This window comes from Ruegeria sp. CK2 (genome assembly GCF_056536585.1).
The window spans coordinates 1-24,441 of sequence record NZ_JBQFPW010000011.1 but is presented as its reverse complement, the minus strand read 5'-3'; the positions used below and the strand labels follow the sequence as shown (position 1 = coordinate 24,441).

25 protein-coding genes and 1 pseudogene are annotated in these 24,441 nt (G+C 55.4%); 10 read left to right on the top strand and 16 right to left on the bottom strand.

The annotated features are described in order from the left end of the window. Nucleotides 1-114: 114 nt before the first annotated feature. The 9 genes from ACR0BU_RS16250 to ACR0BU_RS16210 all read right to left on the bottom strand — a co-directional run bounded on the left by ACR0BU_RS16250 (nt 115) and on the right by ACR0BU_RS16210 (nt 10,299). Entirely contained in the window at nt 115-1,239 is a 1,125-nt protein-coding gene (locus ACR0BU_RS16250; protein WP_298937963.1) for an ABC transporter permease, read from the bottom strand. Beyond that, nucleotides 1,240-3,933, bottom strand: coding sequence for a ribosome-associated ATPase/putative transporter RbbA (gene rbbA / locus ACR0BU_RS16245; RefSeq protein WP_480738145.1), 2,694 nt, complete (start codon nt 3,931-3,933; stop codon nt 1,240-1,242). Beyond that, on the bottom strand, nt 3,930-4,925 hold the full coding sequence (locus ACR0BU_RS16240; protein ID WP_300070505.1) for an HlyD family secretion protein: 996 nt from the start codon (nt 4,923-4,925) through the stop codon (nt 3,930-3,932). Before ACR0BU_RS16240 ends, rbbA begins: the two co-directional genes overlap by 4 nt. A gap of 578 nt (nt 4,926-5,503) precedes the next feature. Then, on the bottom strand, nt 5,504-6,331 hold the full coding sequence (locus tag ACR0BU_RS16235) for an energy transducer TonB (RefSeq protein WP_480738146.1): 828 nt from the start codon (nt 6,329-6,331) through the stop codon (nt 5,504-5,506). After that, on the bottom strand, nt 6,328-6,720 hold the full coding sequence (locus ACR0BU_RS16230) for an ExbD/TolR family protein (RefSeq protein ID WP_480738147.1): 393 nt from the start codon (nt 6,718-6,720) through the stop codon (nt 6,328-6,330). The genes ACR0BU_RS16235 and ACR0BU_RS16230 overlap by 4 nt, the downstream gene beginning before the upstream one ends. After that, entirely contained in the window at nt 6,720-7,091 is a 372-nt protein-coding gene (locus ACR0BU_RS16225) for a biopolymer transporter ExbD (RefSeq protein WP_480738148.1), read from the bottom strand. The genes ACR0BU_RS16230 and ACR0BU_RS16225 overlap by 1 nt, the downstream gene beginning before the upstream one ends. Beyond that, nucleotides 7,081-7,749 (bottom strand): MotA/TolQ/ExbB proton channel family protein, encoded by a 669-nt coding sequence (locus tag ACR0BU_RS16220; protein ID WP_480738149.1) that lies wholly within the window; start codon nt 7,747-7,749, stop codon nt 7,081-7,083. The genes ACR0BU_RS16225 and ACR0BU_RS16220 overlap by 11 nt, the downstream gene beginning before the upstream one ends. 4 nt (nt 7,750-7,753) lie before the next feature. Next, on the bottom strand, nt 7,754-8,200 hold the full coding sequence (locus ACR0BU_RS16215; RefSeq protein ID WP_298937956.1) for a hypothetical protein: 447 nt from the start codon (nt 8,198-8,200) through the stop codon (nt 7,754-7,756). A 20-nt stretch (nt 8,201-8,220) separates the two neighbouring features. Beyond that, nucleotides 8,221-10,299 (bottom strand): TonB-dependent receptor domain-containing protein, encoded by a 2,079-nt coding sequence (locus ACR0BU_RS16210; protein ID WP_480738150.1) that lies wholly within the window; start codon nt 10,297-10,299, stop codon nt 8,221-8,223. 239 nt (nt 10,300-10,538) lie between these two features. Between ACR0BU_RS16210 and ACR0BU_RS16205 the strand changes: the two genes are divergently transcribed. The 5 genes from ACR0BU_RS16205 (at nt 10,539) to ACR0BU_RS16185 (ending at nt 15,167) form a co-directional block, all read left to right on the top strand. Beyond that, the gene (locus ACR0BU_RS16205) at nt 10,539-11,594 is read left to right on the top strand and encodes a hemin-degrading factor (RefSeq protein WP_480738151.1); all 1,056 of its coding nucleotides are present in this window, start codon (nt 10,539-10,541) and stop codon (nt 11,592-11,594) included. Continuing rightward, nucleotides 11,591-12,457, top strand: a complete 867-nt coding sequence (locus ACR0BU_RS16200; RefSeq protein WP_480738152.1) for a heme/hemin ABC transporter substrate-binding protein — start codon at nt 11,591-11,593, stop codon at nt 12,455-12,457. The genes ACR0BU_RS16205 and ACR0BU_RS16200 overlap by 4 nt, the downstream gene beginning before the upstream one ends. Further along, a complete protein-coding gene (locus ACR0BU_RS16195; protein WP_480738153.1) occupies nt 12,454-13,530 on the top strand; it encodes a FecCD family ABC transporter permease in 1,077 nt (358 codons plus the stop codon). The genes ACR0BU_RS16200 and ACR0BU_RS16195 overlap by 4 nt, the downstream gene beginning before the upstream one ends. A gap of 3 nt (nt 13,531-13,533) precedes the next feature. Then, nucleotides 13,534-14,322 carry a heme ABC transporter ATP-binding protein gene (locus tag ACR0BU_RS16190; protein WP_480738154.1) on the top strand — a complete coding sequence of 263 codons (789 nt, stop codon included), beginning with the start codon at nt 13,534-13,536 and terminating at the stop codon, nt 14,320-14,322. Between the two features lie 209 nt (nt 14,323-14,531). Then, nucleotides 14,532-15,167 (top strand): exonuclease domain-containing protein, encoded by a 636-nt coding sequence (locus ACR0BU_RS16185; protein WP_480738155.1) that lies wholly within the window; start codon nt 14,532-14,534, stop codon nt 15,165-15,167. 178 nt (nt 15,168-15,345) lie between these two features. Here the strand turns inward: ACR0BU_RS16185 and ACR0BU_RS16180 are convergent, their stop codons facing one another. From ACR0BU_RS16180 to ACR0BU_RS16160, 5 genes are all read right to left on the bottom strand, one after another. Beyond that, on the bottom strand, nt 15,346-15,954 hold the full coding sequence (locus ACR0BU_RS16180) for a dihydrofolate reductase family protein (protein ID WP_480738156.1): 609 nt from the start codon (nt 15,952-15,954) through the stop codon (nt 15,346-15,348). Nucleotides 15,955-15,966: 12 nt separating this feature from the next. After that, complete coding sequence (locus tag ACR0BU_RS16175; protein ID WP_299081832.1) at nt 15,967-16,458, bottom strand: SRPBCC family protein; 492 nt, start codon at nt 16,456-16,458, stop codon at nt 15,967-15,969. After that, a complete protein-coding gene (locus ACR0BU_RS16170) occupies nt 16,451-16,789 on the bottom strand; it encodes an ArsR/SmtB family transcription factor (RefSeq protein WP_480738157.1) in 339 nt (112 codons plus the stop codon). The genes ACR0BU_RS16175 and ACR0BU_RS16170 overlap by 8 nt, the downstream gene beginning before the upstream one ends. A 477-nt stretch (nt 16,790-17,266) precedes the next feature. Further along, nucleotides 17,267-18,346 carry an alpha/beta hydrolase gene (locus ACR0BU_RS16165; RefSeq protein WP_480738168.1) on the bottom strand — a complete coding sequence of 360 codons (1,080 nt, stop codon included), beginning with the start codon at nt 18,344-18,346 and terminating at the stop codon, nt 17,267-17,269. Nucleotides 18,347-18,620: 274 nt separating this feature from the next. Next, entirely contained in the window at nt 18,621-19,448 is an 828-nt protein-coding gene (locus ACR0BU_RS16160) for a LysR family transcriptional regulator (protein ID WP_480738158.1), read from the bottom strand. A gap of 66 nt (nt 19,449-19,514) precedes the next feature. Here ACR0BU_RS16160 and ACR0BU_RS16155 point away from each other — a divergent pair, with 66 nt between their 5' ends. The 3 genes from ACR0BU_RS16155 (at nt 19,515) to ACR0BU_RS16145 (ending at nt 21,781) form a co-directional block, all read left to right on the top strand. Then, complete coding sequence (locus ACR0BU_RS16155; protein ID WP_480738159.1) at nt 19,515-20,711, top strand: MFS transporter; 1,197 nt, start codon at nt 19,515-19,517, stop codon at nt 20,709-20,711. Beyond that, a complete protein-coding gene (locus ACR0BU_RS16150; RefSeq protein WP_480738160.1) occupies nt 20,693-21,076 on the top strand; it encodes a RidA family protein in 384 nt (127 codons plus the stop codon). The genes ACR0BU_RS16155 and ACR0BU_RS16150 overlap by 19 nt, the downstream gene beginning before the upstream one ends. A gap of 216 nt (nt 21,077-21,292) precedes the next feature. Further along, nucleotides 21,293-21,781 carry a GNAT family N-acetyltransferase gene (locus ACR0BU_RS16145; RefSeq protein ID WP_480738161.1) on the top strand — a complete coding sequence of 163 codons (489 nt, stop codon included), beginning with the start codon at nt 21,293-21,295 and terminating at the stop codon, nt 21,779-21,781. Nucleotides 21,782-21,786: 5 nt separating this feature from the next. Here ACR0BU_RS16145 and ACR0BU_RS16140 read toward each other — a convergent pair whose 3' ends face one another. Continuing rightward, nucleotides 21,787-22,200 carry a class I SAM-dependent methyltransferase gene (locus tag ACR0BU_RS16140; RefSeq protein WP_480738162.1) on the bottom strand — a complete coding sequence of 138 codons (414 nt, stop codon included), beginning with the start codon at nt 22,198-22,200 and terminating at the stop codon, nt 21,787-21,789. A 267-nt stretch (nt 22,201-22,467) separates the two neighbouring features. Next, entirely contained in the window at nt 22,468-22,875 is a 408-nt protein-coding gene (locus ACR0BU_RS16135) for a RidA family protein (RefSeq protein WP_480738163.1), read from the bottom strand. A 116-nt stretch (nt 22,876-22,991) separates the two neighbouring features. Between ACR0BU_RS16135 and ACR0BU_RS16130 the strand changes: the two genes are divergently transcribed. Both ACR0BU_RS16130 and ACR0BU_RS16125 read left to right on the top strand, forming a co-directional pair. Next, a complete protein-coding gene (locus ACR0BU_RS16130; protein WP_480738164.1) occupies nt 22,992-23,885 on the top strand; it encodes a LysR family transcriptional regulator in 894 nt (297 codons plus the stop codon). Nucleotides 23,886-24,095: 210 nt separating this feature from the next. Continuing rightward, a pseudogene (locus ACR0BU_RS16125) lies at nt 24,096-24,272 on the top strand (BCCT family transporter); the annotation flags it as partial. Between the last annotated feature and the right edge of the window lie 169 nt (nt 24,273-24,441).

The window sequence follows — 24,441 nt, the reverse complement described above, 5'->3', positions numbered from 1 at the left end:
AAAGATGACGGTGAGACGATTCTACCATAGGTGCAGGCAATCACATTAACCGAGATCAATGCTGACTCCGACGATCTCACACGCGGCTCTGTCGGGGCTATATCGGAGGTCAGCTTAGCTCAATTGCGCCACAGACCGCCGGAAGAGAACCAGACTTGTCGCCAACAGGGCAGCGCCCAGCAAAGCCATCCAGGCGAATTCAGGCCAGACAGTTTCAAGCCCGGCCCCCTTGAACACAATCGCCTGGCTGGCCGCCATGTAGTGGCGGGACGGCAAAAGCAGCGTGCCAACCTGCAACCAGTCGGGCTGACCCTCAATCGGCGTCTCGCCTCCGGAGAGCATCAGCATGGGCAGGACAACCAGCATGACCAAAAGCGCAAACTGTGCCATTGAGCGCGCGATTGTCGCCAGAAAAACCCCCAGTGCCGTCGCTGTGAACAGAAACAGAGCAGTACCAAGCAGAAATAACCCTTTTGAACCAGCGATTTCTATTTGTAGTGAGCCTTGCATGACAAAGGTCAGCGACAGGCTGGCGGCGACCAGCACAACCGCTGCGTTGGCCCAGATTTTGGCCGCTGCTATGTCAAAGGGGGTCAGCGGCATTGCCAACAAATGCTCGATCGTCCCGTGTTCTCGCTCGCGGATCATCGCAGCGCCGGTCAGAATGGTCGTCAACCACATGATCTGGCCGATCAGCGCGACGATCCCAGCAAATCGCACAGTATCGCGGTTTGGATTGAAAGCGCTTCTAAGGATGACATCCACCGCCGGCGGCGCCACAAGATCGATCCCGATTGCAAAGCGGCGAATTTCGGCTCCCAGAATGTTGGTGATGTAATTGGCACCGATCCCGGCCTGTTCCATCGCCGTGGCATCAACCAGAACCTGTATTTCAGGTTTGCGCCTTGCTCTAAGGTCTTTCTCGAAGCCCGGCGGTACGGCCACTACAAATATGAACTCGCCCGCGTCCATCAGCGTTGGTCCGCTTCCCGGCTCGATCTGCACCACTGGTTGGAACTCAGGCGGAAAAAAAGCCGTGGCAAGCGCCCGGGACAGCGGGGAGTTGTCTTCATCCGCAAACGCAATCGAGGCGTTGTTTACCGAGTTTGCGACACCCGTCGCCTCCATGATCGGCGACAGAGTGAATGACCAGACCAGCAATGCCATCATTACCCAGTCGCGGCGCAGGCTCATCACTTCTTTCAGACCCAGCCAGAATATGCTGTACAGTCGCTGCATTCACTTCTCCTGCGCGCGAAGACAAAGCGCGGCGATCAGGGTCAGCACTGGCCCGAAGCAGGCCAGCGCCAGAATGTCCGGCGCAAGGGCTTCCCACCCCAGCCCTTTGGTGAACGCACCAACATTGAGATGCAAAAAATAGGATGAAGGCCAGAGCGATCCGATCATCTGGGCACCAGGCTCAAGCGTCGAAACGGGTTGCAACAGGCCTGAAAACTGGATCGTGGGAACCACGGAGGCGATGGCCGTTGCAAAGGTCGCGGCCACCTGACTGGACGTCATGGTCGCAATCAGCAACCCATAAGATGTTGTCGCCCAGACATAGAAAAACACGCCCAACGCCAAGGGAAGAGGATCCCCTTTGAGCGGCACATCGAAGACAAAGACAATCATCGCGGCCAGCAACAGGAAATTCAAGAATGCGATCACGATATAGGGAATTTGCTTGCCGATCAGGAACTCTAGACGCGTGGTCGGGGTCACGTAGAAATTGACGACCGACCCCAGCTCGCGCTCGCGTGCGACGCTGACTGCGGTCAATATGGCCGGCAGCATGATCAGCAGAATGGCAGGCATCGCCGGAGCCATTGCAGCTATACTTTCAAAACTCTGGTTGTAGCGAAAGCGTGGCTCGATGCGAGCGATCTCGATTTCGTGCTCACCGTTTTCACGGGCCTGTGCGTCAAGAAAAGTCTGGTGCAGCCCCGCGACGTAACCTTCGACCGTTTCACCCTTGAACGGAATAGCGCCGTCCACCGTGGCTAGCACTTCCGTTGGTTCAGCCGTCCTCAGCTTGCGGCCGAAGTCAGGCGGCAATTCGACTACCATCGAAACGTCGCCTGCCCGCAATCGGTTGCGACCTTCAGCAGCACTGTTCAGCGGTGGTGTCGGCCTGAAATAGGTTGATCCGCCAATTTCGTCTATATAGGCCCGGCTTTCCGGGCTCTGAGATAGGTCCAGAACCGCAAAATCCAGTTCATCAATGTCGAGCGTAATCCCAAAACAGAAGACCAGCATCAGAATGGCTGATCCAAGAAACGCAAAGGCCAGACGCACGGGATCGCGCGCCACCTCAATCGTTTCGCGCCGTGTATAGGTCAACGCGCGCCCAATGCCGCCGCCTGTCGCTTTTGTTTTGGTCCCAACATCAACTTTTGGCGCGACGACGGGTGCTGGTTGTTCTGCGGTTTCGAGAACCGAAATGAAGGCATCCTCAAGACTGTCGGCCTCCTCAGAAGCAATCAGCTCGGCTGGTGTACCCTCGGCCAGAACGCGGCCCGCATGCATGAAGGACACCCTGTCACAACGCTCTGCTTCGGCCATGAAGTGGGTCGAAACGAAGATAGTCACCGATTCTTCGCGCGACAGCTCAACCAGCAAAGCCCAAAACGTATCGCGCGCTTCTGGGTCCACACCCGAGGTGGGTTCGTCAAGAATGAGAACTCTGGGGCGATGGATCACCGCCACAGCCAGGGACAATCGCTGCTTGATCCCAAGAGGCAGCGCGGCTGCCAGCGCCTCGCGATGTGCGTTCAATCCGAAGCGTTCCATCAATTCCGCGATGCGAGCCTCTCGATCAGGGATCGCAAAGACACGGGCATGAAGTTGAAGGTTCTGATGAACAGACAATTCGCCATACAGCGAGAAGGCCTGACTCATATACCCAATCTCGAGGCGCATTTTGCGATCACGAGCGTCAACCGGCTTTCCGAATAACAATGCCTCGCCCGAGCTAGCAGGGAGCAAGCCGGTCAGCATCTTCATCGTCGTGGATTTGCCGCACCCGTTTGACCCGAGGAAGCCAAATATCTCTCCCCGGTTGATCGAGAAGTCGACACTGTCAACCGCGGTGAAATCGCCAAAGCGCCGCGTCAGCCCCCGCGCAATGATCACCGGGTCCGGCTCGATCTGTCGAACCGATGCCTGACCCGGTGCTGATCCGGGTGCATCACGCGTCCGCAATTGGCGGTAGGCGGTCTCGAGGTCTCGGTACTGTCCCTTCAATTCCGCGGGCTTGCCCTGAAAGATGACGCGACCCGCATCCATGGCAACTATCCAGTCGAAGCTTTCTGCCTCCTCCATGTAAGCTGTCGATACCAGAACCGAAAGCTTGGGATGCTCGCATCGTATCGCGTCGATCAATGCCCAAAACTGACGACGCGACAAGGGGTCGACCCCGGTTGTCGGTTCATCAAGAACTAGCAGTTTCGGATCATGTATCAGCGCACAACAAAGTCCGAGTTTTTGCTTCATCCCGCCCGAAAGCTTTCCCATCAGGCGGTCTTCAAACGGCGCCAGCCCCGTCGCTGACAACAATGCATCGATCCGGGTGTCACGCTCATCGTGCCTCTGCCCAAAAAGACCCGAGAAGAACTCGAGGTTCTCTCGCACCGACAATTCTGAATAAAGATTTCGACCCAGACCCTGAGGCATGAAGGCGATGGCGGGACAGATGCGACGTCTATGGGCCGGATGATCTATCGAGCCACCTAGGACGTTGATCGTGCCGGTCTGCAGTTTCTTTGCACCTGTGATCAGGCCAAGTAACGTTGATTTACCCACCCCATCCGGCCCGATGAAACCGACAAGCTGGCCGGATGGCAGGTCCAGCAGTACCGAATCCAGAGCAACATGTTTTCGATACAGGTGTGTGACACCCGCTACGTGAAACTCGGAGGCGGCTTCGGGGATCATTCGAACAGCTCGGGCGGGATGCCCTGCTTCAAAGCTTCTGGCCATGCGCTGTTGGGATCGATCTGGATTACGGCGATACCGCGAAGCCCTGTCTTTACATGCTCAATTCGGCTCTGAACCAAGTCCTCAGGGATGCGAACGCGGACGCGGAACACCAGCTGCTCGCGCTCTTCCAGTGTCTCAACCTGTTTAGGTGTGAACTGCGCTTCGGGAGAGACAAAGCTCACGTAGGCGGGAACTGAATAATCTGGTAACGCGTCGAGCACGATGCGGGCCTCGGCACCGATCGGCAAAAGCCCGGCTTCGCGCGCAGGGAGGAAAACCTCCATATACACATTCTCAAGACTCAGCAGGGTCAGGATCGGGTCACCCGCACCAACAACTTCGCCGGGTTCTGCCAGCCGGTAAAGCACCCGTCCGGGCATCGGAGCCAACAAAATGCTATCTTCGATCTGCGCTTCAATACGGCGCGCTTCAGCCTCGGCGGCGGCAATCCGACTTTCCGCTGTTGCTACCCGGGCTTTTGCAGCACCTAGTACTGCAACTGCGACCTGATGAATGGTTTCGCGTTCCTCGAACACCGTTTCAGAGATGTTCTGGCCAGTTAAGAGCGCTGTTGCGCGTTCAAGCTCCTGCCCGGCCCGGCGCAGTTCGCTCTGGCGTTGCACAACCAAAGCTTCTGCCTCTGCCTTGGTCTGATGCGCCAGTGCCACTTCGGCGGTGGCACGATCCAGTGCCGCCGACAGCTCATCAATATCCATTGCGGCCAGAGTATCGCCGGCGGAGACCATACCTCCCTCAACGGCCATGACCCTGTCTACGCGACCGGCTAAGGTGGGCGCGATCTCGACCTGTTCCGCCTCAATCCGACCATTGCCCTGCACAAACCCGTCGGGCAATTGATCGCCATTTTTGGAGATCACTGAATACCCCAGAGCGCCCGCAATCACGAGCGTCGCCAGAGCAAGAAATACACGCAAATTCTTCTTCATAGTCAGCCACCAGATGGTTCGCTTCGACTATCGAGTTTATCTTGCTGCCGAATCCTAAGCCTTGCTTTGGATCAAACCAATGACCCAAATCCTCATGCCAAGGCGCGATATATATTTAATGGTCCTTTATGCTCTCCCATGACTTCTTCCCACTCTTGTTTTCAATTTCGAACAATTTTGACTCAGCCACTCCGACATCCTTCCAATTGGGTTTGCCACCGGCGCGGTGATTTCAGGTGTCTGATGCCAGAAAGCGCCTTGGCAGCTACTATGAGGGCGTAAGCCCTGCCCGGCGACATCGCGTTGCTAGCGCTGATCCACATATCGACCGAGCCGGTGACCGTAATAGTCTGTTGTATGCTGGCAGACAGCTAAACTGGTTGCTGGTTCTGATGACGCGAACATCCCCTGAACTTTCGTCTGACAGGTCTTGGAGATGGAGGCCATCACGGGGGTAGCAAAATGGCCGACTTGGGTCTTGTCGGCGTAGATCTGGCGAAGAGGCGTTGCCAGGCGAGCAAACCTCCCAGCCTGAGTTTGGACGTGGTAACCGCTACTTTTTGACTTGGACACAACAGCTATCGCTGTCCCATGATTTCGAAAGTATAGTCCCGTCTCACCGCTGCCGGCGGTGGTGGGAACGGGGCTGCAGCTTTTACTTGGGCAAGAGCGATCTGGTCCAGTCTTTTTGATCCCGAACTACGCACAATGCTGACTGTCTGCAATGTTCCGTTATCGGCTATTCGAAAAGCCACCAGGGCGGCACCTCGGATATTAGTGCTCTTTCTCCGGGCGCGGAATATTTTGCGTTTTACCCGTCCGGCGTAGTTACTGGCCTCGGCGTTTCCGGATCCGGTGACGGCCCGTTTGGACGTCTTTGCCTTCGCCGCGCCTTCGGGAGTTTTCCCGGTCGCCTCACCCTTTCTTTCGCTTTGCTTGGCGTTTCCTTTTGGTGTCGCAGTTTGATTGGTTGTCTGTTTCTCCGGCCGAGGCCGTTGGGCATCCATGATCGGCGAACTCGATGCAACATCAACTTGCGTTTTTGCAGTTTCAGTTTCTGCAGGCTTCCGTGGTGTTTGAACAGCTGCTCTCGTGAATGCGGCTGTAGTTCCGGCTGGGATCGGGTTGAGCGTCGGCGGCGTCGTCGCTCGCTGCTGCAAGGTAGGGCTGGCCTGGGGCTGAAACTGGTGCGGCACGGCTGATTTTTGGCGGGTTTTGGCGGGCGCAGGTGCATTGGTTCCCGCAACAAAGTCTTTGAATGTGGATCCCAGCGCAGCGGCTGTTACCACTCTGCCACCCTCGACTTCCGCTGTTTCTTCGGGCGAATAATCTATAAGCGCCAGGCTATGTGTCGCCGCAGCGATTGCGACGGCAATGGCAACCGCGCCGCGGGATTTTGGTATCACCGTAAACCCCTTTCCGTCACTACATAGACCTTGCTTGCACCCAACCCCCGCAAGGCATCACTGACTTGTTTGAGCGCAACCGCAGGCAAGGACTGATCCGGCACGATTCGAACGGCATCAAGCGGCAGATCAATAGAAGCCCGTTCGACATAGGCCTCGGCATTGGTCAGTTTTGCCCCGCGATATTCAAGTGTGCCATCAGCGTGAATAACTAATGCATCAGGTGGTTCGCGCCCTTCCAGATCCCTCGTTTCAACAAGCCGAACCGATTTGCTGAGCGGCGGTGCAAGTGAGCCTGCTATCATGAAGAAAATGAGCATCAGGAACACGACATTGATCAGCGCGATTGTCGGTTCCCTGCTTGGTCTGGTTTCGGATTTAAGCTGCATCAGCCCAAAACCTGAGTGCGCAATTGTTCGACAGAGGCGAGCGCCGCGAGCAGATCGATCAATTGCTGAGAGGTGGCGTGCGGACTTAGGCTGATGAGCGCGGTCTGGGATTTGGCGGTGCCAAGCTTCTGCGCCACGTGCGCCAATGACACCGTCGAACCATCGACCAGAATTCGGTCGGCATCCAGTTTGATAAAACGGATGACTTGATCTATTTCAGCGCCACCAATGGCTGTCGTCGAAAACTCTATCTCGCCGAATTTCGAGAATGTGGATGTGAGCATGAAAAACAGCAGCAGCAAAAAGATGACATCTATGAGCGATGTCATCGACAGGCGTTTGCGCCGCTTTCTCTGAACGTCAAGCGCCATGGACAAGTGCGGTAGTTGACGCCCCAACCGTTGGTGCCGTGTCATCAGCATGGCCCGGCGCAAAGATTGTTCTGAGCGCACGGTTGGCAAAGGTACGCTCGCGGTTCATGCGGGCCTCAAACCAGGTCAGGATCAGTGAGGTCGGCATCGCTACGGCAAGCCCCGCCGCCGTCGTCATCAGCGCCACCCAGATTCCCCCGGCGAGTAGCGACGGATCAACGGCGTTGCCAGCATCTTGTAGTGTCTGGAAGGCTTCAATCATGCCCAACACCGTGCCGAACAACCCAAGCAAAGGCGCAAGTTGAGAGACGATATCCAACACGTTGAGACCTTGTTCCAACCGCGCAAAACGCGCCTCGGCTTCCGCGTCGACCCTCTCGGACAACGCGCGCTCGCCACCCGAAAGCGCCATCACAATCACAGGCACCAGATAACTGCGGCTTTTGTTCAGATGGGTTCTGGCAGCCATGTGGTCTTGTCGGTCCCACGCATCGATGGCCTTAGACAACTCGATGTGACGCCCGACCCCCGCCGCCTTGTATTGCCAGAGCTTGTAGATGACCAAAGCAAGGGTAGCTATCGAAGCGGCGATCAGGATGGCAACAACCGGACCCCCCAATTGCAGTATCTCCACCAGTTTTTGCTGCATTTCGGACATGACCCTATCCAACTAAATCGGTTTCAAGACGGCTTTTGAGTTTGAGACCGGTCATGCAGGCGTCTTTGGTGTCGGTTTCAATTTCACATTCCTGCACGCCGTTGATCAGGATCCGGCTGATCTGATCACAGGCCAAGTCATTGAACTGAAACTGTCTGACCCTTGTGCGACCTGCGGGCAACTCTTCGAAATCCAGCAAGGTGAGCAGCGCCACCTCACCTGTGTTGCCGAACAAGACAGTTTCATAAACGACCCCGCTGATATCGGCATCGTGTGTGTTTTCGACGACAAAACTCAGCAGACAGTTTTGCCCCTTTGCCTCTGCGGTACTTAGTTCGATGGACACACCACCTGGTTGGCTGGTTTCTTCTGCACTGACATCCCCTGCCCCCAAATTTAGGGACAGGGTCAGCAGGACCACGCTGGTATTTCTTGTTATCGATTTTCGCATGACTGGTCCTTTCGGTTGGATCAGAATGTTTTTGCCAAGGTCAGCTTGAAGTTCCGACCCGGCGAGTTGCGGGTAGAAAGGTTCGGCAGATAGTTCTTGCCAAAGATGTTCTCGACGCCTGCGCGGACCTCGAAACCCTGGAACGCACCCTCTTGTGGCAAGTAAGTCGCGCGCAGGGTATTCACGCCGTAGCCGGCAACCGGATCGCCGCTCGAATCGATGCCGGACCTGGCGCCGAACAGCTCCCAGCTGACGTCCAGCGTTTCGCCGAAACGTTTACCAACTGTTACACGGGCGGAGTCTGTCGGCTCATTGCGCCAGGGCGAGTCCTCACCGGCAGCGTTCGTCTCGGTCCCTTTCACAATGTTTGCGTTGAAATCGACATAGTAGCCGGCCGCATTTGCATAGGACGCTTCGATTTCCACGCCGCGTGTTTCAACTTCGCTCAGGGGAAGAAACGGGCGACCCGATCCATAAGACGTAATGTCCCAAAGATCTGTCTTGTAGAAGTTGACCTTTGCGCGAACCACATCACCCGCAGCAAAGATGTCGCCTCGATTATACGAAAAGCCCGCTTCCCACGTGCGCGATTTCTCGGGTTGGGTCTGGAATGCCGGAGTACCCAGATCGTCGAGGATCGGAAGATTCTCGGTGTATGCGCCACTCCCAAAAACGGCGAAGCCGCTGGAGAACTCATAGCGCGCGGACAAACCGCCCATCAGTGCGTTGTTGTCGTAGCTCGCATTTTCCGGAGCCGACGCATCGCTGTCGCCTTCGAGATCCTGCGTTTCATAGCGGATCGCTGGAGTCAGCGTCAGACCATCGCCAATCTGAATGTCATCAACCGCAAACAAGGCGATCCGTTTATCGGTGCCACCCGGCGCGGCAAATGCATCCAATCGCTCACGATTGATGAACTCAAATCCGGCGCGCAGGTCATGCGTGGCGGCTCCGGTTTGGAAGTAAGAGTTGTTTTTGATCGTCAGCTTTGTCGTCTCGTAACGATGATCGGCATCCTGAAGTGAGCTATCAAATGGGGTACCTGGCGGCACTGGGCGACCGCGGAGACAAGATGGGGCATTCGATTGAAACCCGTTAATGTCGCAAGATGCACTGCCCGCAACATAGTTGCTGTCAATTTTTTGGTCCGAATAGCTGAGGTTGACATCCAGATCGATCAAATCGTTGCCTGCAGGGCGATATTGATATCGCAGAACCGCGATCTTCGTTTCAATATCGCGATCTACGTTGCCAAATGAATCCGTCGTCGTACCAAACGAGTCATATGGCACGTCACGCTCTTCAGACGTGGACTGGTTGTATGAGGCAGTGATCGAGTGCTCGAGGTCGTCGCCGAAGCTGTACTTCCCTTTGGCCAGCAGCGACGGCAGCGTGAACGCGCTGTTGCCGATTGTGTCGCCGTTGCCGTCCTCTTGATCGCTCTGATCACGATAGGTGTAGTTGAACAGAAACTCGGTCTGACGATTAGGTTGCCACGCGAGGATCGATGACGACGCAAAGCCATTGCCATTTGAGTAACCTTCGAACGTCTGACGGAGACGGAAGCCTGGTTCACCGCCGGTGAAATCCGAGGCGTCTTTAGTTTCCAGTTGCACCACGCCGCCAACGACACCGGAACCGTACTCAAAAGACCCAACCGTGCCACGGATTACCGAAACGCTCTTATAGAGTTGTGGATCTGTGAACAGCTGGTTGCCAATTCGGTATAGCTCTTCTGCGCCGGTTGTTGCCCCATCGACCAGGATCAACACCTTCTGGTCTGTCCCAAACGTGCCGTTGGCGCCAAAGCCGCGAATGTTGATGCCTGATCCTTGAGGGGTCGAGCCGTTCACCAGGCTTACGCCCGGAACCGAATCGATCAGTTCGGCGACCGTGTTGGCCTGCCGGTCATTGATCTCTTCCTGATCGATATTTGTGACGGGTACAGCGGTATCTGTCTGGATTTCCCGCTTGCTTTCCCCAAGAACAAGGGTGCCAAGGAAACCGTCATCCTGTTCCTGCGCCCAAGCGTTAGCCGCAATCATGCTGAGGCACGAAGCCGTTCCCAACAATGCAATCTTTCGTATTTGCACACGCATTTCTGTCCCTTCGAAACAGTTAAGAGGACCGGAAATGCTTGCGCCGCGCTGGCTTTGGTCTGTCTGTTTTGTCGTTTTTTGGAATCGCTTTTCGTTGCGACTTGTGCTCGTTAATAAAGGTTACTAAAACAGTCAACAATAAATGTTGATCGTTTAGACAACATCCGCCAGCGGGTAGCCGAGCAATTTGGCAGCCCGGCCAGCACCTCAGAAAAATCAACTCGAAGATGGGAAACCCCATGACAGAACAGGTGCTTACAGCCCCGGATCAAATTCGTACCGCACATGCGCAAAACAGCGGTAAGCGTGACCGCGATCTGGCAGAATCGCTTAGCATTGCAGAAGGGCAGCTGGTCGCAGCCTTTGCCGGACACGACGTTACACGGCTGTCGGCAAACCTTGATGATCTCTTTCCAAGGCTCAACGCGCTGGGGGAGGTCATGGCTTTGACGCGCAATACATCCTGCGTGATCGAAAAGGTCGGACAGTACGACAATTACCATTCGGGCGGGCATGCCTCGATGGTGCTGACGGAGGATATCGATCTGCGCATGTTTCCCAGTCACTGGGTTCATGCCTTTGCCATCGAACGCAACACCGACAGCGGGGTCAAAAGATCCCTGCAGATTTTTGATGCCGTCGGTGACGCCGTGCACAAGATCTTTCTGCGTGATGGATCGGATCTGACCCAATGGACGCAGCTTGTCAGCGCTCTTGCATCGGATGATCAGTCGCAAACTCTCGACGTTGCGCCCCGCAAGCCGACCGAAGCGCCCAAGGCCAACGCTGACAAGGCCGACATTTTGCGCGCGGAGTGGGCCAAAATGACGGACACACACCAGTTCATGCGATTGACTTCAAAGCTCAAGATGAACCGTCTGGGGGCTTATCGCATCGCCGGTGAGCCGCTCGTCAAGGAACTGACGCCAGCCGCCATAACCGCGATGTTCGAACAGGCGCGCGATAAGGAAATCGAGGTCATGATCTTTGTTGGTAACCGCGGATGTATCGAAATTCACGGTGGTCGCATTAAATCGCTCAAGCAGATGGGACCCTGGTTCAACGTTCTTGATCCGCGTTTCAACCTGCATCTGCGCACCGACCATATTGCAGAGGTTTGGGCCGTCACCAAACCGACGCAGCGCGGCCCCGCCGTCTCGGTCGAGGCGTTCGATGCCGAAGGTGGGCTGATCTTCCAGATATTTGGTCGCCGCTCCGGTGAAATTGACCATCGCCCGGTTTGGGATGAACTGGTCGCCGGGCTTGAACCCAAACCCGAGGCAGCTTTGACATGAACAAAATACGATTGATCTGGTCTGTTCTCGCCGCCCTGCTGAGCACGCAGGCCGTGTTGGCCGAAAACGACAGTCCAAAGCGTATTATCGCGATCGGCAGTTCCATCACCGAAATCGTGTACGCGCTTGGTCAGCAAGACAGGCTTGTCGGCCGTGACCGGACATCGACCTACCCGACAGAGGTGTTAGAGTTGCCCGATATCGGGTATCGACGCTCGCTGTCGCCCGAGGGCGTTTTGTCGGTCGAACCGGACTTGATTCTGGCGCTTGAAGGCTCGGGCCCGCCAGACGCAATTGCGGTTCTGCAACAGGCCGGCGTGCAATATGTCACGATCAAGGACGAGTTCTCTCTGGATGGCGTGATCGAAAAGATCCAAACAGTTGGTGCTGTGCTGGGTGTCGACGACGCTGCCGAAGATTTGGCAACGCAAACTAAGCGCCAGCTAAGTCAGGCTCAAACAGCGGCGCATTATGCGGCCGCGTCCGATCCGAAGCGGGTCTTGTTTATCCTGTCGACGCAGGACAATCGGATCACGGTTGGCGGCGTGGATACCCAAGCAGATAGCATCATTCGACTGGCAGGTGGGGTAAATGCCGCCGACAGCGTGTCGGGCTACAAGCCATTGACCCCCGAAGCGATGGCGTCGGCCGCGCCGGATGTCATCCTCATGATGGATCGGCAAGGCAATCACGACACTGAGGACCACGCATTGTTTTCGCTGCCCTCCATAAAGCTGACCCCGGCGGGCCGGAACAAGAGGCTTATCCGCATGCAAGGTGCTTTCCTGCTCGGGTTTGGTCCTCGAACTGCCAGTGCCATTTCTGATCTGTCAGCGGCCCTTCAGGATGTCGGAGACTCATGACGCTGGCACTGGATCATTTAGGCGCAGAAGCACCCAAACGCGACCGGCGGGCAACAGCACGGCGGGTCACACTGACCTTAGCGGTTCTGCTTGGCCTGACCAGCGGTGTCAGCGTCTCTGTAGGCGCGTCAGACGCATCGCTAAACACCGCTCTGACAGACCTGATCAATGGGCAATCCATGTCAGACCTGAACCTGATTGTTCTTTGGGACATACGCTTGCCCCGGCTTGCTATGGGGATTCTAGTTGGCGCCGCGCTGGCTGTTTCTGGGGTTGTCATGCAGGGACTTTTCCGAAACCCGTTGGCGGATCCCGGGATCGTCGGCGTTAGCGCTGGCGCGGGACTGGGCGCAATTTCGGCCATCATACTTGGCACCTACCTGCCCGCGCAGATATTGGTCTGGACTGGAAACGGATTGGTGGCCATCGCGGCCTTTCTGGGTAGCTGGGTGTCTGTTCTGATCCTGTACCGTGTCTCGACAAGACTGGGACAGACATCCGTGGCGACCATGCTGCTAGCCGGCATAGCATTGGGTGCCTTGTCCGGCGCGGCATCGGGCCTTTTAGTCTATATGGCCGACGATCAGCAATTACGAGACCTGACATTCTGGGGAATGGGATCATTGGCGGGCGCAACCTGGGGGAAGATCGTCACGGCCGCGCCAATCATTTTGATTGCACTGGCCAGCACTCAATTCCTTGCGCGAGCGCTCAACGGTCTGGCGATGGGAGAGGCGGTGGCCCACCACATGGGCATTCCGGTGCAGCGCAGCAAGAACATTGCCATTCTGGCGGTCGCCGGTGCCACCGGGGCCGCCGTCGCCGTGTCTGGTGGTATCGGGTTCATTGGAATTGTGGTTCCACACTTGTTACGTCTCGCGACGGGTCCGGACCACAATAGGCTTTTGATGAATTCTGCTTTGTTAGGTGCCAGTCTACTGCTTTGCGCCGACATGATCAGCCGGGTCGTGGTGGCCCCGGCGGAGCTGCCAATCGGGATCGTTACGGCAATTCTCGGCGCGCCGGTCTTTCTTTGGATCTTGCTGCGCCGGCACGGCACAATGGGGATGTAGGTCATGCAAGGTAAGAGCATCTGCGTCAACCTCGGCCGAAAGGACATTCTGCACGACGTGAATTTCAAGGCGGAATCTGGACAGGTCACTGCAATCATCGGACCCAACGGATCGGGCAAGTCGACCTTGCTTAAGACATTGGCCGGAGAAATCGGCACATCGGGAACCGTAACCCTGAACGGCCACGACATTTCAGCGTTGAAACCTTGGCAGTTGGCTGCGATGCGGGGTGTACTGCCACAATCCACAAGCGTGGCCTTTCCTTTCAAGGTGCACGAGATTGTCAGGCTGGGCCTGGCAAATGGGCTGGCGGCAATCGATGACGAACTGACGGCCAAAGCCTTGGCGCATGTTGATCTTGCCGGGTTCGAAGATCGATCCTACCAAACCCTGTCTGGGGGCGAGCAACAGCGCGTTCAGCTTGCCCGCGTTCTGACTCAGGTCTGGGAGACCCAACATACTGATCAACCCAGGTGGCTATTGCTGGACGAACCTGTTGCCAGCCTCGACATAGCGCATCAGTTTGCGGTTCTTCATATTGCCGGTGATTTCGCCGCCGCCGGAGGCGGTGTCGTGGTAGTGATGCACGATCTGAACCTTACTGCGCTATTTGCTGACTGTGTTTATGTTCTATCACAGGGCTACGTCTGGGGCTCTGGCACGCCATCTGAAGTGCTGAATATCGACCTGATGCAGCAAGTCTATGGCATCGACTTGCCAATCAGCAAAGTTCCGAAATCCTCGATCCCTTTTGTTCTACCTCAGGTAATGCGCAAACGCTTGGGCGCCTGATGCAACGCTCTTTCCCAAAACCTACTTTGGGAAGGCGGCACCGCGGCGTCGGCGACAATGGTCAACGATCGGATTGGGCCGTGAGTGAAGTGTCGTATGAGCAAACTGCGCTCCTCAAGAGCAAGAATTGCTTGCCAAGACCCATTCGGCCCGCAAAATTAGGATGCGCAGTTGTAGATCTGGTAGCGAGGGCTGAGGGAATCCGACAAATGCAGAGCGCCCAAACGGTGGATACGTTGAACAGATTTGGACATCTTAGTACGCCGCCTGCCGGGCCTTTTCGATTTATTGCGTTGGACGTCGAAACGGCGGGCAAAGCTATCAGCAGCATCTGCCAGATCGGGCTTTGTTTTGTCAGCGACGCAGGGTCTATGCAGACCTATTCTGTCCTGATTGACCCCGAGGGACCATTTGAGGTTTTTAATACCGAGCTTCACGGGATTTCCGCCGAAACCGTGATTGGGGCTGGAACATTCCCGACGGTCTACGCGTCCTTGTTTGAAGTCCTGAACACGCACAGTCTTGTGCAACACAGTACGTTTGATGAAAAGGCGATAACGGCTGCTTGCGCCCGGTATGACCTGCCAATAATCTCGTCGCATTGGACGAATAGCGTGTCGATTGCCCGTAAAGCATGGCCATCGTTGAAGGGCGCCGGTGGGCATGGGCTGGCAAATCTTAAGAAACATCTAGGCCTTGAGTTTCATCACCATGATGCAGGTGAAGACGCTCGTGCTTCGGCTTCTGTGATCTTAAAAGCAGAGGAGGCTTTAGGGACGCCGTTGTCTTATCTAAGGACAAACCGCCAGTTGAACTTCCAATTCGGAAATCCATCTGAGAGATAAGCGGTCAATGTCTGTAAGATCCGGCTGATCGACGAACTAACCGTCCGGTGTTAGGCAATGTACGGAGGCCAGCTCCGCGGAAGTAGCCATCCCAAATCCTGCTTTGCTCGAATGACTGGAATGCGCTGCGAGCAACCCGTCGTTCCGAATAGATTCTATTCTGTCATGAAACTCAGGGTCACGGGTATTTCTCCCCGATAGAATGGTCGTGTTCGGGCCGATAGAATTGCATCGTTGCACCATTTCCACAGCGCTCAAATCTGGTCAGCTTCAGTTGGCGCGGCGAGCTGCCGTTCTCAAAAAGACGCTTGCCGCCGCCGACAACCACCGGAAAAATCCACAGGCGGAACTCGTCGATAAGACTGTGGGAAAGAAGGGTTTGTATCAGCCGGGCGCTGCCGTGCACCTGCAAAAGAGGCCCATCTTGTGCCTTCAAAGTCGAGATTCCGCCAGCAACGTCATCGTTGATCGGGCGCGAGTTTTCCCAACGCAAACCTTCAGGTTGCGAAGTTACTACGTATTTCCTCGCGCTATTCATTCGGTTTGACAAAGCGGACTTTGGTGCGTTCGGCCAGTGACCCGCGAAGATGTCGTAGGTCTTACGACCAAAAACCATGTCATATGGCTCGGAAATGGCGTGACGCTCGACCTGATCCATCACGCCGTCCCAATATGGCGTGGCCCAGCCTCCATTTGCAAATCCATCAGACGGGTCTTCTTCTGGCATACTCGGGGATTGCATCACGCCATCGAGCGTCACGAATGTCAGAATGGCAAGCTGTCGCATGTGTCCGACCTGTCAGCTAACTTCTCTTGCAGAAAGGTACTCAGCGAGCTTGTCAAAGGCCTGATTCCAGCCACCGGCACCAGCTGTGCCCGCCTCAACACCGATGTGGACCATGGTCATTAAGGTTTTGCCATTCACTTCAGAGAGTTCAACAATGATCTCGGTGATGTCAGGAAAGTCATCAGGCATGCCCATCGCCTGAGGTGTGATAAGAGTGCCATCCTCATCACACATACTCTCCGTATAGACGAGGCGGCGTGGTCGGGTGACTTCCTTATACACTCCGGTGAACCACATTTTCATTGGTCGCTCGGGTGAAGTCATTTCCATACAAACCTTACGCGTGCCGCCAACAACCACGTCCATTTCTGCTACCGGCACAGACATACCACGGGGTCCGTACCACGCACTAAACAAGGCCGGGTCAGTCCACATGTCCCAGATGGTGCCAATCGGGGCATCAAATTCTCGTTCGATCTTTACCCATTTCTTCTCTTCATTCATCTGGCGTTTCCTTCATTCCATTCAAAATTCTGTCCATGGCGTCGAACCGAGCTTCCCAGATGAAACGGTATTGGTCGGTCCAGCTTGCAACGGCCTCCAACGGTTTTGTGTCTAGTGCACAAGGGCGGAACTGGGCGTCCCTGCCACGGGAGACCAAGCCAGCGGCCTCTAGCACCCGGATATGTTTGGAAATCGCTGGCAAGGTCGCGTCGAAGGGCTCTGCAAGCTCATTCACCGTCGCCGTGCCTTTGGCCAATCGGGCCAGAATTGCGCGCCTCGTTGGGTGGGCCAGTGCGAAAAAAGCTGCGTCAAGTTGTTGATCACCTGTCATAGCGCAATATTATACTAGTTAGTTAATTAATCAACTGGTATAATGAAGCTCAGCGATTGCATGATTGCATTCGTCGCTTCTGCGCGGACTACTCGAACCGAAATACGCTACTCAGTCGGTAGACCAGCATCGGTTTCGGGATGTTCCCCGACGAATGCTGATTTCAACCTGTACTGTGAACTCGTTCGATCCACATGATTGTGCGTCCGACATTTCCAAAGGCTGTTATCCTTAGCTTGCATGTCTCGATGGTCCAACACAACGCGCCCGAGGTTTTCGAAGGGATAGAGAATGCAAACCCCGATGCACCAGAAGTCACATAATGGTCCCATGGTTTGGCATTCGAACTGAGTTCAATTGTGGAGGGCGCCGGCCTACAACGTGCCATTGACATGGCTATCTCTGATGAAAGCTTGCAGGCTAGTGTCCAACCAGAGCAAAAAGACGCCGGCTACCAATCCATGGTTTCACCCACCATTACTCGCCGAAGTCCAATCTTCTAACCACCCAGGGAATGACAGTCTCTTCCAATCGCTCACCAACGCGTTGCCGATGATCGCCTGCGTAAGCATCCAGGCTGTGAGGAATACGTTCATCGCCGAGCTGCTGAGACAGTGCAAGTGTGCCCGCTGGAATATGAAGGAATTGGTCACCAAGCCCTACACCCATCCCGAGGCCTTTCAATTCACGCAGATTCTCGCGAGAAGTGCGTACCTGCCTGATCGGAAACGCGTCCGAATAGCTATCGAATGCTTGGTCATCGAGAACGACCTCCCCTTTCACGATCTCGAATGGGAAATCTCCATAGATCGGCTCACTATCCGGATCAGGATTGAATGCGGCAATGATGCCGAGAATGGCAATCGGATAAAAGTCTCGGCTCTCTAAAAGAGCATCGACATCGTCGAAATCTTCGATTTGCGAGGCACGCTTCCAAGCGTCATTTCCGAAACCCAGATCTTCCGTCGGCGCTAGGCAGCACGGGCTGATGGCCCAAACAACCGAGAACACTCCGGGATGGTGCATGGCTAGGTGAAGTGCGCCATAGCCCCCCATGGAATGGCCAATCACAGCGCGGCTCTCTGGATTCGGCAGGGTGCTGTAGTTGGCATCTACGTAGCTGACAAGGTCATTGGTGATATAGTCTGCCCAGTTTCCGCTTACGGGAGAATTCCGATAGTATCCCCCGCCATATCGATTACCAGCATTTGGCATTACAGCGATGACTTCCGGTATAGCTTCTTCCTGGATCATTCGATCCAAAATCGAAGGAACGTTGTAGTTTTCGATCCACACCCCGTAATCATCGAAAATACCATGCAACAGATATAAAACGGGGAAGCGGCGGTTCGGGTGTTGTTCGTAGTCGGGTGGCAGGTAAATCGCGACATCTTGAATACCAGATGTTCCTAGTAGGTTTTCCTCAAGTGATGGGGCCGGAACCCTGAGCTCGACAACTTGTCCAGAACTCGGTTGGTCCGACTGCGCGGTGGCGCTTGTGGCGCAAACGAAAAGGCTGATAGCGAATACGGCTCTCCAACTTGACATATCGAGCATCAGCAAGATCCCCTATGTAAATATCTTTAACATATTTCATTAAGGCTCGCTCGAGAGGAAATTCAAGGCGGTAGTGGTTTCAAGGCACGCAGAATCCAAATCAAACTATGGAAGTTTGCCTGTTGTAAGGGATAACGGGGCATCAAAAAGGCCGTACGGGGCTGCAACTGGTCACTTATGCGATTGGCGTTTAACAGCTGCTCAGTACCCAACCTAAGCCTTCGTCAAGCTGCGACAGACGTCTGGTTTCGTAGTTAGGCGCGTTGGCACCAATTCATGATCGGAGTTTGGTTATGCGGTTGATAACCCGGCGTATTTCCGGCAGATGTCTGTCATCGTCATGCGCGACCAGCCAGGCATCATGCGACAATTCAGGGATTGAGTCGGAGCGCCGTTCGAGTCTCGCATCCCTGTCGCCTATGAATGTGGGTAGGACGATCTGCCCGGCGCCTTCCAACGCAAGATCAAGAGCCAGTCTTGGATGGCTGACTTCCAGACTGACATTCTGACCAGCACGCGCCCTAGCCCAATGGGAGGACGGCGTGTCGACATCGTGGATGATCCAGCTTTCTCGCGCGTCGCGCGCCGAAAAGACTGCAAATTCATTGCGGGCCAGCTTGCGCCCTGCAAGCCCATGCTCAGTCGGGCGGCTGTTACGTATCGCAATCGACGCTTCGCGCCGTGCAATGCTGAGGACTGCCTCGGAAGTCATGAAGCGCAGCCTGACATCGGCGGGATCGCCAGTGATGTCGCGCCACTGTCGCGTCAGCGCAAGCGATGTCCACGTCCCCGCTGACACCTTGATCAACGGTAGCTGGCCATCGTTAGCCTTTGTTGTCGCCCGCGAGATGCTTAAGGCCACGTCTTCCAACTCACGCATCAATTCAATGCCCGCGTCCGTTAGGTCATAGCCATGGCTGCGACGGACGAACAATTCACGACCCATGGCACGCTCTAGCTCCCGCATCCGCCTGCCTAGGGTTGGGGCGCTGGATGTTACATCCTTGGCAGCGGCAGCAAGACCGCCGGCGCGCGCAACCGCCAAGAACGCCGCAAGGTCGTCCCAGCGGATGTGGTCACGAGGTTTCGGATATTCGTTCATCTATGAAATGATCACTTCAAATCGAGTTGTTTTGCAACTGAATGATGCTGGCTAGCCTTAGAGCGCATGACCAAATCCATTCCCGTCGCATTTCTGTCTCTCCTATTTGTCGGAACCGTCTGCAATTCAATGGCGGTCTCGTTCATGGGCTTCTACATCGTCGAGAGCCTTCAACGAGCACCTTGGAACATAAGCGTCTACACAGGTGTCTTCGCACTCGTTGTCATCCTCTCCAATCGCATTTTCGCCAAACAGATGGACCAGGGAGCCAACCCGTTCCCGATGATAGGCTTGGCCGCGCTTGGCTATTGCATGGCCGCATTTGCACTGTCCATGTCGCCCAGCTTTCTGACTGTCGCGACTGCAGGTGTGATCGGCTTCGGCCTCGGCTCCAGTGCCATGTCGACCATGTTCTCGCTTGGCGGTGACATTGCCGAACGCAACAGCATAAAGCGCAGCACGTTTAACGCATATATGCGCGCGATCACGTCAACATCATGGATGGTTGGACCGGCGTTAAGCTTCATTGTAGCCGACCAATTCGGCCCTGAAGTCGTCTTTCAGGCTGCTTTCGCGATTGGCCTTATCTGGCTTGCTTTGTGGTGGCGAACGGCTCCGCGTGATGCGGCCAGAATACCAGTCTCCGCCGCTCAGGAAAAACTAATGAAGGGGGACCGACATCCGGAGCTTTGGGCGGCTATCCTGTTCGTATTTTGCCTCGCGCTTGCTCATTCTTTGACGTTTTCGGCCCTTCCGATCTTTTTTGTTCGGGAAGTCGGGCTGCCAGCTTATGCGCCGGGCGTCGCATTCAGCATAAAGACGTTCGCCGAGCTTTTCGCGATTTTCACCACACCATATCTGATTGCCCGTTTTGGGCTACGCACAGCGTTGATGGGCACAGCACAAGTCGCCATCGTCGCAATTCTGGTTCTCGCGACGGTTCGCTCCTTCCCACACATGTTTTTTGGTGCTGCCGCGGAAGGGGTCTACTTCGGCCTGTTCTCAACACTCGCGATCAGCTTTGTGCAGTCTCTGTCAAAGAACCGGCCAGCCCACGCAACAGCGACGTACTGGAATACAATGATGATTGCCCTCGTCATCGCCGGGCCCGCAGCAGGCCTAATTGCGCAGGTATCGGATTTCCAATCCGTCATATTCACAGGATCGGCGTTCGCTGTTGCGTCCGCCGCGATACTTGGATGGTCCTCTTATCAACGTTCAGAACGCCAGAAGAGAGATAAAACATGCCAATCAGACAAATAAATGCGGAAGATGGACCTAGAGCCGTTGGTGCCTATGCACAAGCAGTTGAGGTAACAGGCACAGCACGACGTCTGTACGTGAGTGGTCAGGCACCGATTGCGGCAGACGGCACTTTGCCAGAGACCTTTGAAGAACAGGCAAAGGCTGTGTGGACGAACATCCTGGCACAACTAAACGCCGCAGATATGACCGCCCAGAACATCGTGAAGGCGACTACTTTTCTGGTTGATCGCAGACACCGCGAAGCAAACAGGGACATTCGGATGGCAATGTTGGGCGGTCATACTTTTGCGCTTACCGTCGTATTGGCCGGGATGTTTGAAGACGGTTGGCTTTTGGAAGTCGATGCCATTGCCGAAAAATAACCGCTTTGGTTCCGGCCTTCCTATACGGCGTTAGTGCGAATGGCATCAAAGCCCTGCATCTCGGATATCGCAAGCTTGGCAATTATGGCCTGCTAAAGACTGCCTGCTTTCATCGCCCCAATCCCTGCAATTCGATGCGATGCCGATCCAAGCGGTGCAACTCTGCAAGGCGGCTTCAAGCCATACCGCCCGGCGCTGATGTGCTACAGTGATGGTATGACAACCAACAACAATTATACATTTCGAAAGGCGACGATAGCTGATCTCGATCTGTTAGCGGGATGGCGATCGAGACCCCATGTCCGTGAATGGTGGGATTCAGATGAACCCCACGATGCGGAGGAATTCGAAGACCGTCGTGTGGCCCGTTGGATTGTTTCGACGGCCGGGCGCCCCTTCGCATACATGCAAGACTATATTGTTCATGGCTGGGATGGGCATCATTTCTATCAACTTCCGAAAGGCTCTCGGGGCATCGACCAATTCATCGGCGAACCGGACATGATCGCGCGAGGACACGGTTCAGCATTCATCACACAGCGGCTGAGTGCGTTGTTCGACGAAGGAGTCCCCGTCGTTGCGACGGACCCGCACCCGGAAAACGCACGCGCCATCGCTTCATACAAAAAATCGGGTTTCAGAGAGTTCAGCGCACCTATGGATACCCGGTGGGGCCTGATACTGCCGATGAAGGTCTGTCGCTAAGAGGGTCATTCGATTTCTGTCCGATCGGCGCCCCGCATGCCTCGGTATGGGCGATGCATCATCCATTCAGTAGGCGATACATCGAGGGGTGAGCAGATCAGGGAAAGCGCGTGATTTCCGAGGAACACCAGCCATCCGCCCGTGCGCAGCAATCGCCAATCCTCTGGCAGCCATCTATCTGGCGGACACCAGATCGATGCCCCATATTCCGATATCGCGAAGTCGAACGAGACATCCGGTAGGCCTGTCGCTTCGGCGTTGCCCTCGATGAAGGTGATGTCTGCACGGTGCTCTGCGGCCAACTCACGTGCGGTGGCCAATTGTACGATGGAAACGACAATCGCCGTGACCCTCGACCCACACCGAGATATCCAGCCCGAAACGTATCCTGTTCCGGAACCTGGTTCGATCCCATTCATGCCTGACATGTAGTGGGGCAGCAGGCTCAGGCCCTCGTCGGAATTCCCCCAGTTGCCTCAGTCCGGAGTGTCGAGGCTCCAAAGACGTTTGCCCGCGATAACCCAGTTGGTAGGATCGGCATTCCGAAAGGTGTTCAAAAGGCTCACCGGTATGACGCCAAACGCGTACCGGCTGCGTTTTTGTGTGACAGCTTAGCTTTGAGAGGAGAATGAAAGCTGCCACTGGCTGAATGTCATCATTGCAACTGATCCCGTCAGCAAGCCTGTTTAGCCTGAGACCTTAACGACCATCTCTACTTCGATCTGTAGATCGGGCGCTGCAAGAGCGGCCACACCGATCCCGGTCAGACTTGGCTGTGCCCCATCAAGAAATTTCAGGATCTCGCTCATGGCGATGCCCTGCGTCTCATCCGTAAGCTTCGTCATGTAAATGCGCATCTGGACAATATCGTCGGTTGTCGCGTGGATCGCATCCAATGCGCCTTGCAGGTTGTCGACCACGATAGCCGTTTGATCCGCCAACGAGGCCGGTGTGGCCGTCCCATCCAGGCGCCATGCCACCTGACCCGACACGAATGCCAAAGGGCCTGGCGGAGCGATGGAAATCTGCGAGTATCCGATCTTGCCAGCATCCGGCAAAGCCGATGGATTGATCCGGTCAATAGCAGCGGACATGTGTGTCTCCTTTGTTATACTTTCATGTCGAGAGACTTAATGCTTGAGTGAGGCGAATGGGGATCGCTTCATTCACGATCATAGTGCTACAATCTCGATCTATGATCGGATCAAAAGTGAACGACATCCTCGTCTTCTTATCGGTTGTCGAAACCGGAAGTTTTGTCGCCGCCGGCAAATCATTCGGGATGTCGAGATCAACCGCGGGAAAGGCTGTTGCCCGGTTGGAAGAAGCCTATGGCGCCCGCCTTCTGAACCGCACCACCCGTGCACTCGACCTGACCGAAGAAGGCCGCAGCCTTTACGAGCATGGTCTGGCTATCAGGGACGCAATTGAGGCGGCTGATAGCAGCATCAAAAGCGATCAGGGTGTGCCGCGCGGGACACTTCGGGTCACCGCACCTGACGCCTTAGGGCGCAGATTGCTTCTGCCAACGGTTCAAAAATACCTTGAGACCTGGCCGGAAACTCAGATCGAGCTTTCGCTGTCAGATCGGGTGGATAACATCATTGAAAAAGGCTTTGATCTCGCCATACGGATCGGAGTGAACTCGCCTGACCAAAGCTTTGTCACAAGAACACTCCTGCGCGACGAGACCATGCTGTGCGCTGCTCCTTCCTACTTTGAGACGCACGATACGCCCTTGAATATCGAACAGCTTAGCCGTCACGACCTTCTCCAATTCGCAACTCGCAGCGCAAGGCAGGGTTGGCATTTGCAAGATGAGGATGGTACCTGGGTTCGTGCTCAGGGGCGCGTCCGCCTGCGGCTCGACAGCGCGGAAGCGCTACGTGAGGCGGCCATTCAGGGGCTTGGGATCGTCCTTTTGCCGAGACTACTGATCGGCCCAGACTTCTCAGAAAGGCGGTTACAACAGGTGTTGCCTCACGTTTCTTCTGGTCGCATTCCCATCGTTGCACTTTACCCGCACAAACGTCTTCTAGAGCCAAAGGTTCGCCGCTTCATTGATATGCTCAGCAGTGATCTGAGGAGGCTACCTGACCAGTAACAAAACTTGCAAACAACTGGCCCGAGGCCAGCCTCTCTAGGATCAGGATTCACAACCTGTAGATGACGGTTACTGCGCGTGCGATGGTTGCTTGGAACCACTCGGCATTAAGAGCTTCCCCGCGCAATGCGCCACTGAAGCGCTCGTTGCACCCACTCTCGCAGGTCGATCTGGGATAGATTTGGATCACTGTAGCGGGCTAAGACAGGCGTCGTTTTGCTTGTGACCTTCCTGGTAACGTCAGCTGACTCGGCCGTTTTGATCGTCGACACGATCAACGGTGCAGGCGGCGAAGGTCCAAAGGCGCGTCCGCACATCGTGTTCTGGGGCGCTGCGCTCGCTTTGGTTGTCGGTGGGTTGCTGATTTCTGGCGGCATTGGTGGCATTTGAACCGCAATGGTGATCGAGGCGTTGCAGGCCTATATCATGGCCGAGCCAAGCGAGAGCTCACAGACTGTTCAGCCGGTGTTTTTCAAGTATTCCACACAGCACTTCTTTGGCATGAAGCCGGTGTTGTCTATGGCGTTCGCGTGCTTCATTTGCCTTTCCTTCTTGG

Excerpts from the sequence above, each read along its gene's own strand:
- ACR0BU_RS16190 (WP_480738154.1), top strand. The coding sequence starts at position 13,534 with ATGCAAGGTAAGAGCATCTGCGTCAACCTCGGCCGAAAGGACATTCTG.
- ACR0BU_RS16180 (WP_480738156.1), bottom strand. The coding sequence starts at position 15,954 with ATGCGACAGCTTGCCATTCTGACATTCGTGACGCTCGATGGCGTGATG.
- ACR0BU_RS16185 (WP_480738155.1), top strand. The coding sequence starts at position 14,532 with ATGCAGAGCGCCCAAACGGTGGATACGTTGAACAGATTTGGACATCTT.
- ACR0BU_RS16220 (WP_480738149.1), bottom strand. The coding sequence starts at position 7,749 with ATGTCCGAAATGCAGCAAAAACTGGTGGAGATACTGCAATTGGGGGGT.
- ACR0BU_RS16230 (WP_480738147.1), bottom strand. The coding sequence starts at position 6,720 with ATGCAGCTTAAATCCGAAACCAGACCAAGCAGGGAACCGACAATCGCG.
- ACR0BU_RS16225 (WP_480738148.1), bottom strand. The coding sequence starts at position 7,091 with ATGGCGCTTGACGTTCAGAGAAAGCGGCGCAAACGCCTGTCGATGACA.
- ACR0BU_RS16175 (WP_299081832.1), bottom strand. The coding sequence starts at position 16,458 with ATGAATGAAGAGAAGAAATGGGTAAAGATCGAACGAGAATTTGATGCC.
- ACR0BU_RS16135 (WP_480738163.1), bottom strand. The coding sequence starts at position 22,875 with ATGTCCGCTGCTATTGACCGGATCAATCCATCGGCTTTGCCGGATGCT.
- ACR0BU_RS16170 (WP_480738157.1), bottom strand. The coding sequence starts at position 16,789 with ATGACAGGTGATCAACAACTTGACGCAGCTTTTTTCGCACTGGCCCAC.
- ACR0BU_RS16250 (WP_298937963.1), bottom strand. The coding sequence starts at position 1,239 with ATGCAGCGACTGTACAGCATATTCTGGCTGGGTCTGAAAGAAGTGATG.
- ACR0BU_RS16240 (WP_300070505.1), bottom strand. The coding sequence starts at position 4,925 with ATGAAGAAGAATTTGCGTGTATTTCTTGCTCTGGCGACGCTCGTGATT.
- ACR0BU_RS16200 (WP_480738152.1), top strand. The coding sequence starts at position 11,591 with ATGAACAAAATACGATTGATCTGGTCTGTTCTCGCCGCCCTGCTGAGC.
- ACR0BU_RS16140 (WP_480738162.1), bottom strand. The coding sequence starts at position 22,200 with ATGAATGGGATCGAACCAGGTTCCGGAACAGGATACGTTTCGGGCTGG.
- ACR0BU_RS16160 (WP_480738158.1), bottom strand. The coding sequence starts at position 19,448 with ATGAACGAATATCCGAAACCTCGTGACCACATCCGCTGGGACGACCTT.
- ACR0BU_RS16205 (WP_480738151.1), top strand. The coding sequence starts at position 10,539 with ATGACAGAACAGGTGCTTACAGCCCCGGATCAAATTCGTACCGCACAT.
- ACR0BU_RS16150 (WP_480738160.1), top strand. The coding sequence starts at position 20,693 with ATGCCAATCAGACAAATAAATGCGGAAGATGGACCTAGAGCCGTTGGT.
- ACR0BU_RS16195 (WP_480738153.1), top strand. The coding sequence starts at position 12,454 with ATGACGCTGGCACTGGATCATTTAGGCGCAGAAGCACCCAAACGCGAC.
- rbbA (WP_480738145.1), bottom strand. The coding sequence starts at position 3,933 with ATGATCCCCGAAGCCGCCTCCGAGTTTCACGTAGCGGGTGTCACACAC.
- ACR0BU_RS16165 (WP_480738168.1), bottom strand. The coding sequence starts at position 18,346 with ATGCTCGATATGTCAAGTTGGAGAGCCGTATTCGCTATCAGCCTTTTC.
- ACR0BU_RS16215 (WP_298937956.1), bottom strand. The coding sequence starts at position 8,200 with ATGCGAAAATCGATAACAAGAAATACCAGCGTGGTCCTGCTGACCCTG.
- ACR0BU_RS16155 (WP_480738159.1), top strand. The coding sequence starts at position 19,515 with ATGACCAAATCCATTCCCGTCGCATTTCTGTCTCTCCTATTTGTCGGA.
- ACR0BU_RS16145 (WP_480738161.1), top strand. The coding sequence starts at position 21,293 with ATGACAACCAACAACAATTATACATTTCGAAAGGCGACGATAGCTGAT.
- ACR0BU_RS16210 (WP_480738150.1), bottom strand. The coding sequence starts at position 10,299 with ATGCGTGTGCAAATACGAAAGATTGCATTGTTGGGAACGGCTTCGTGC.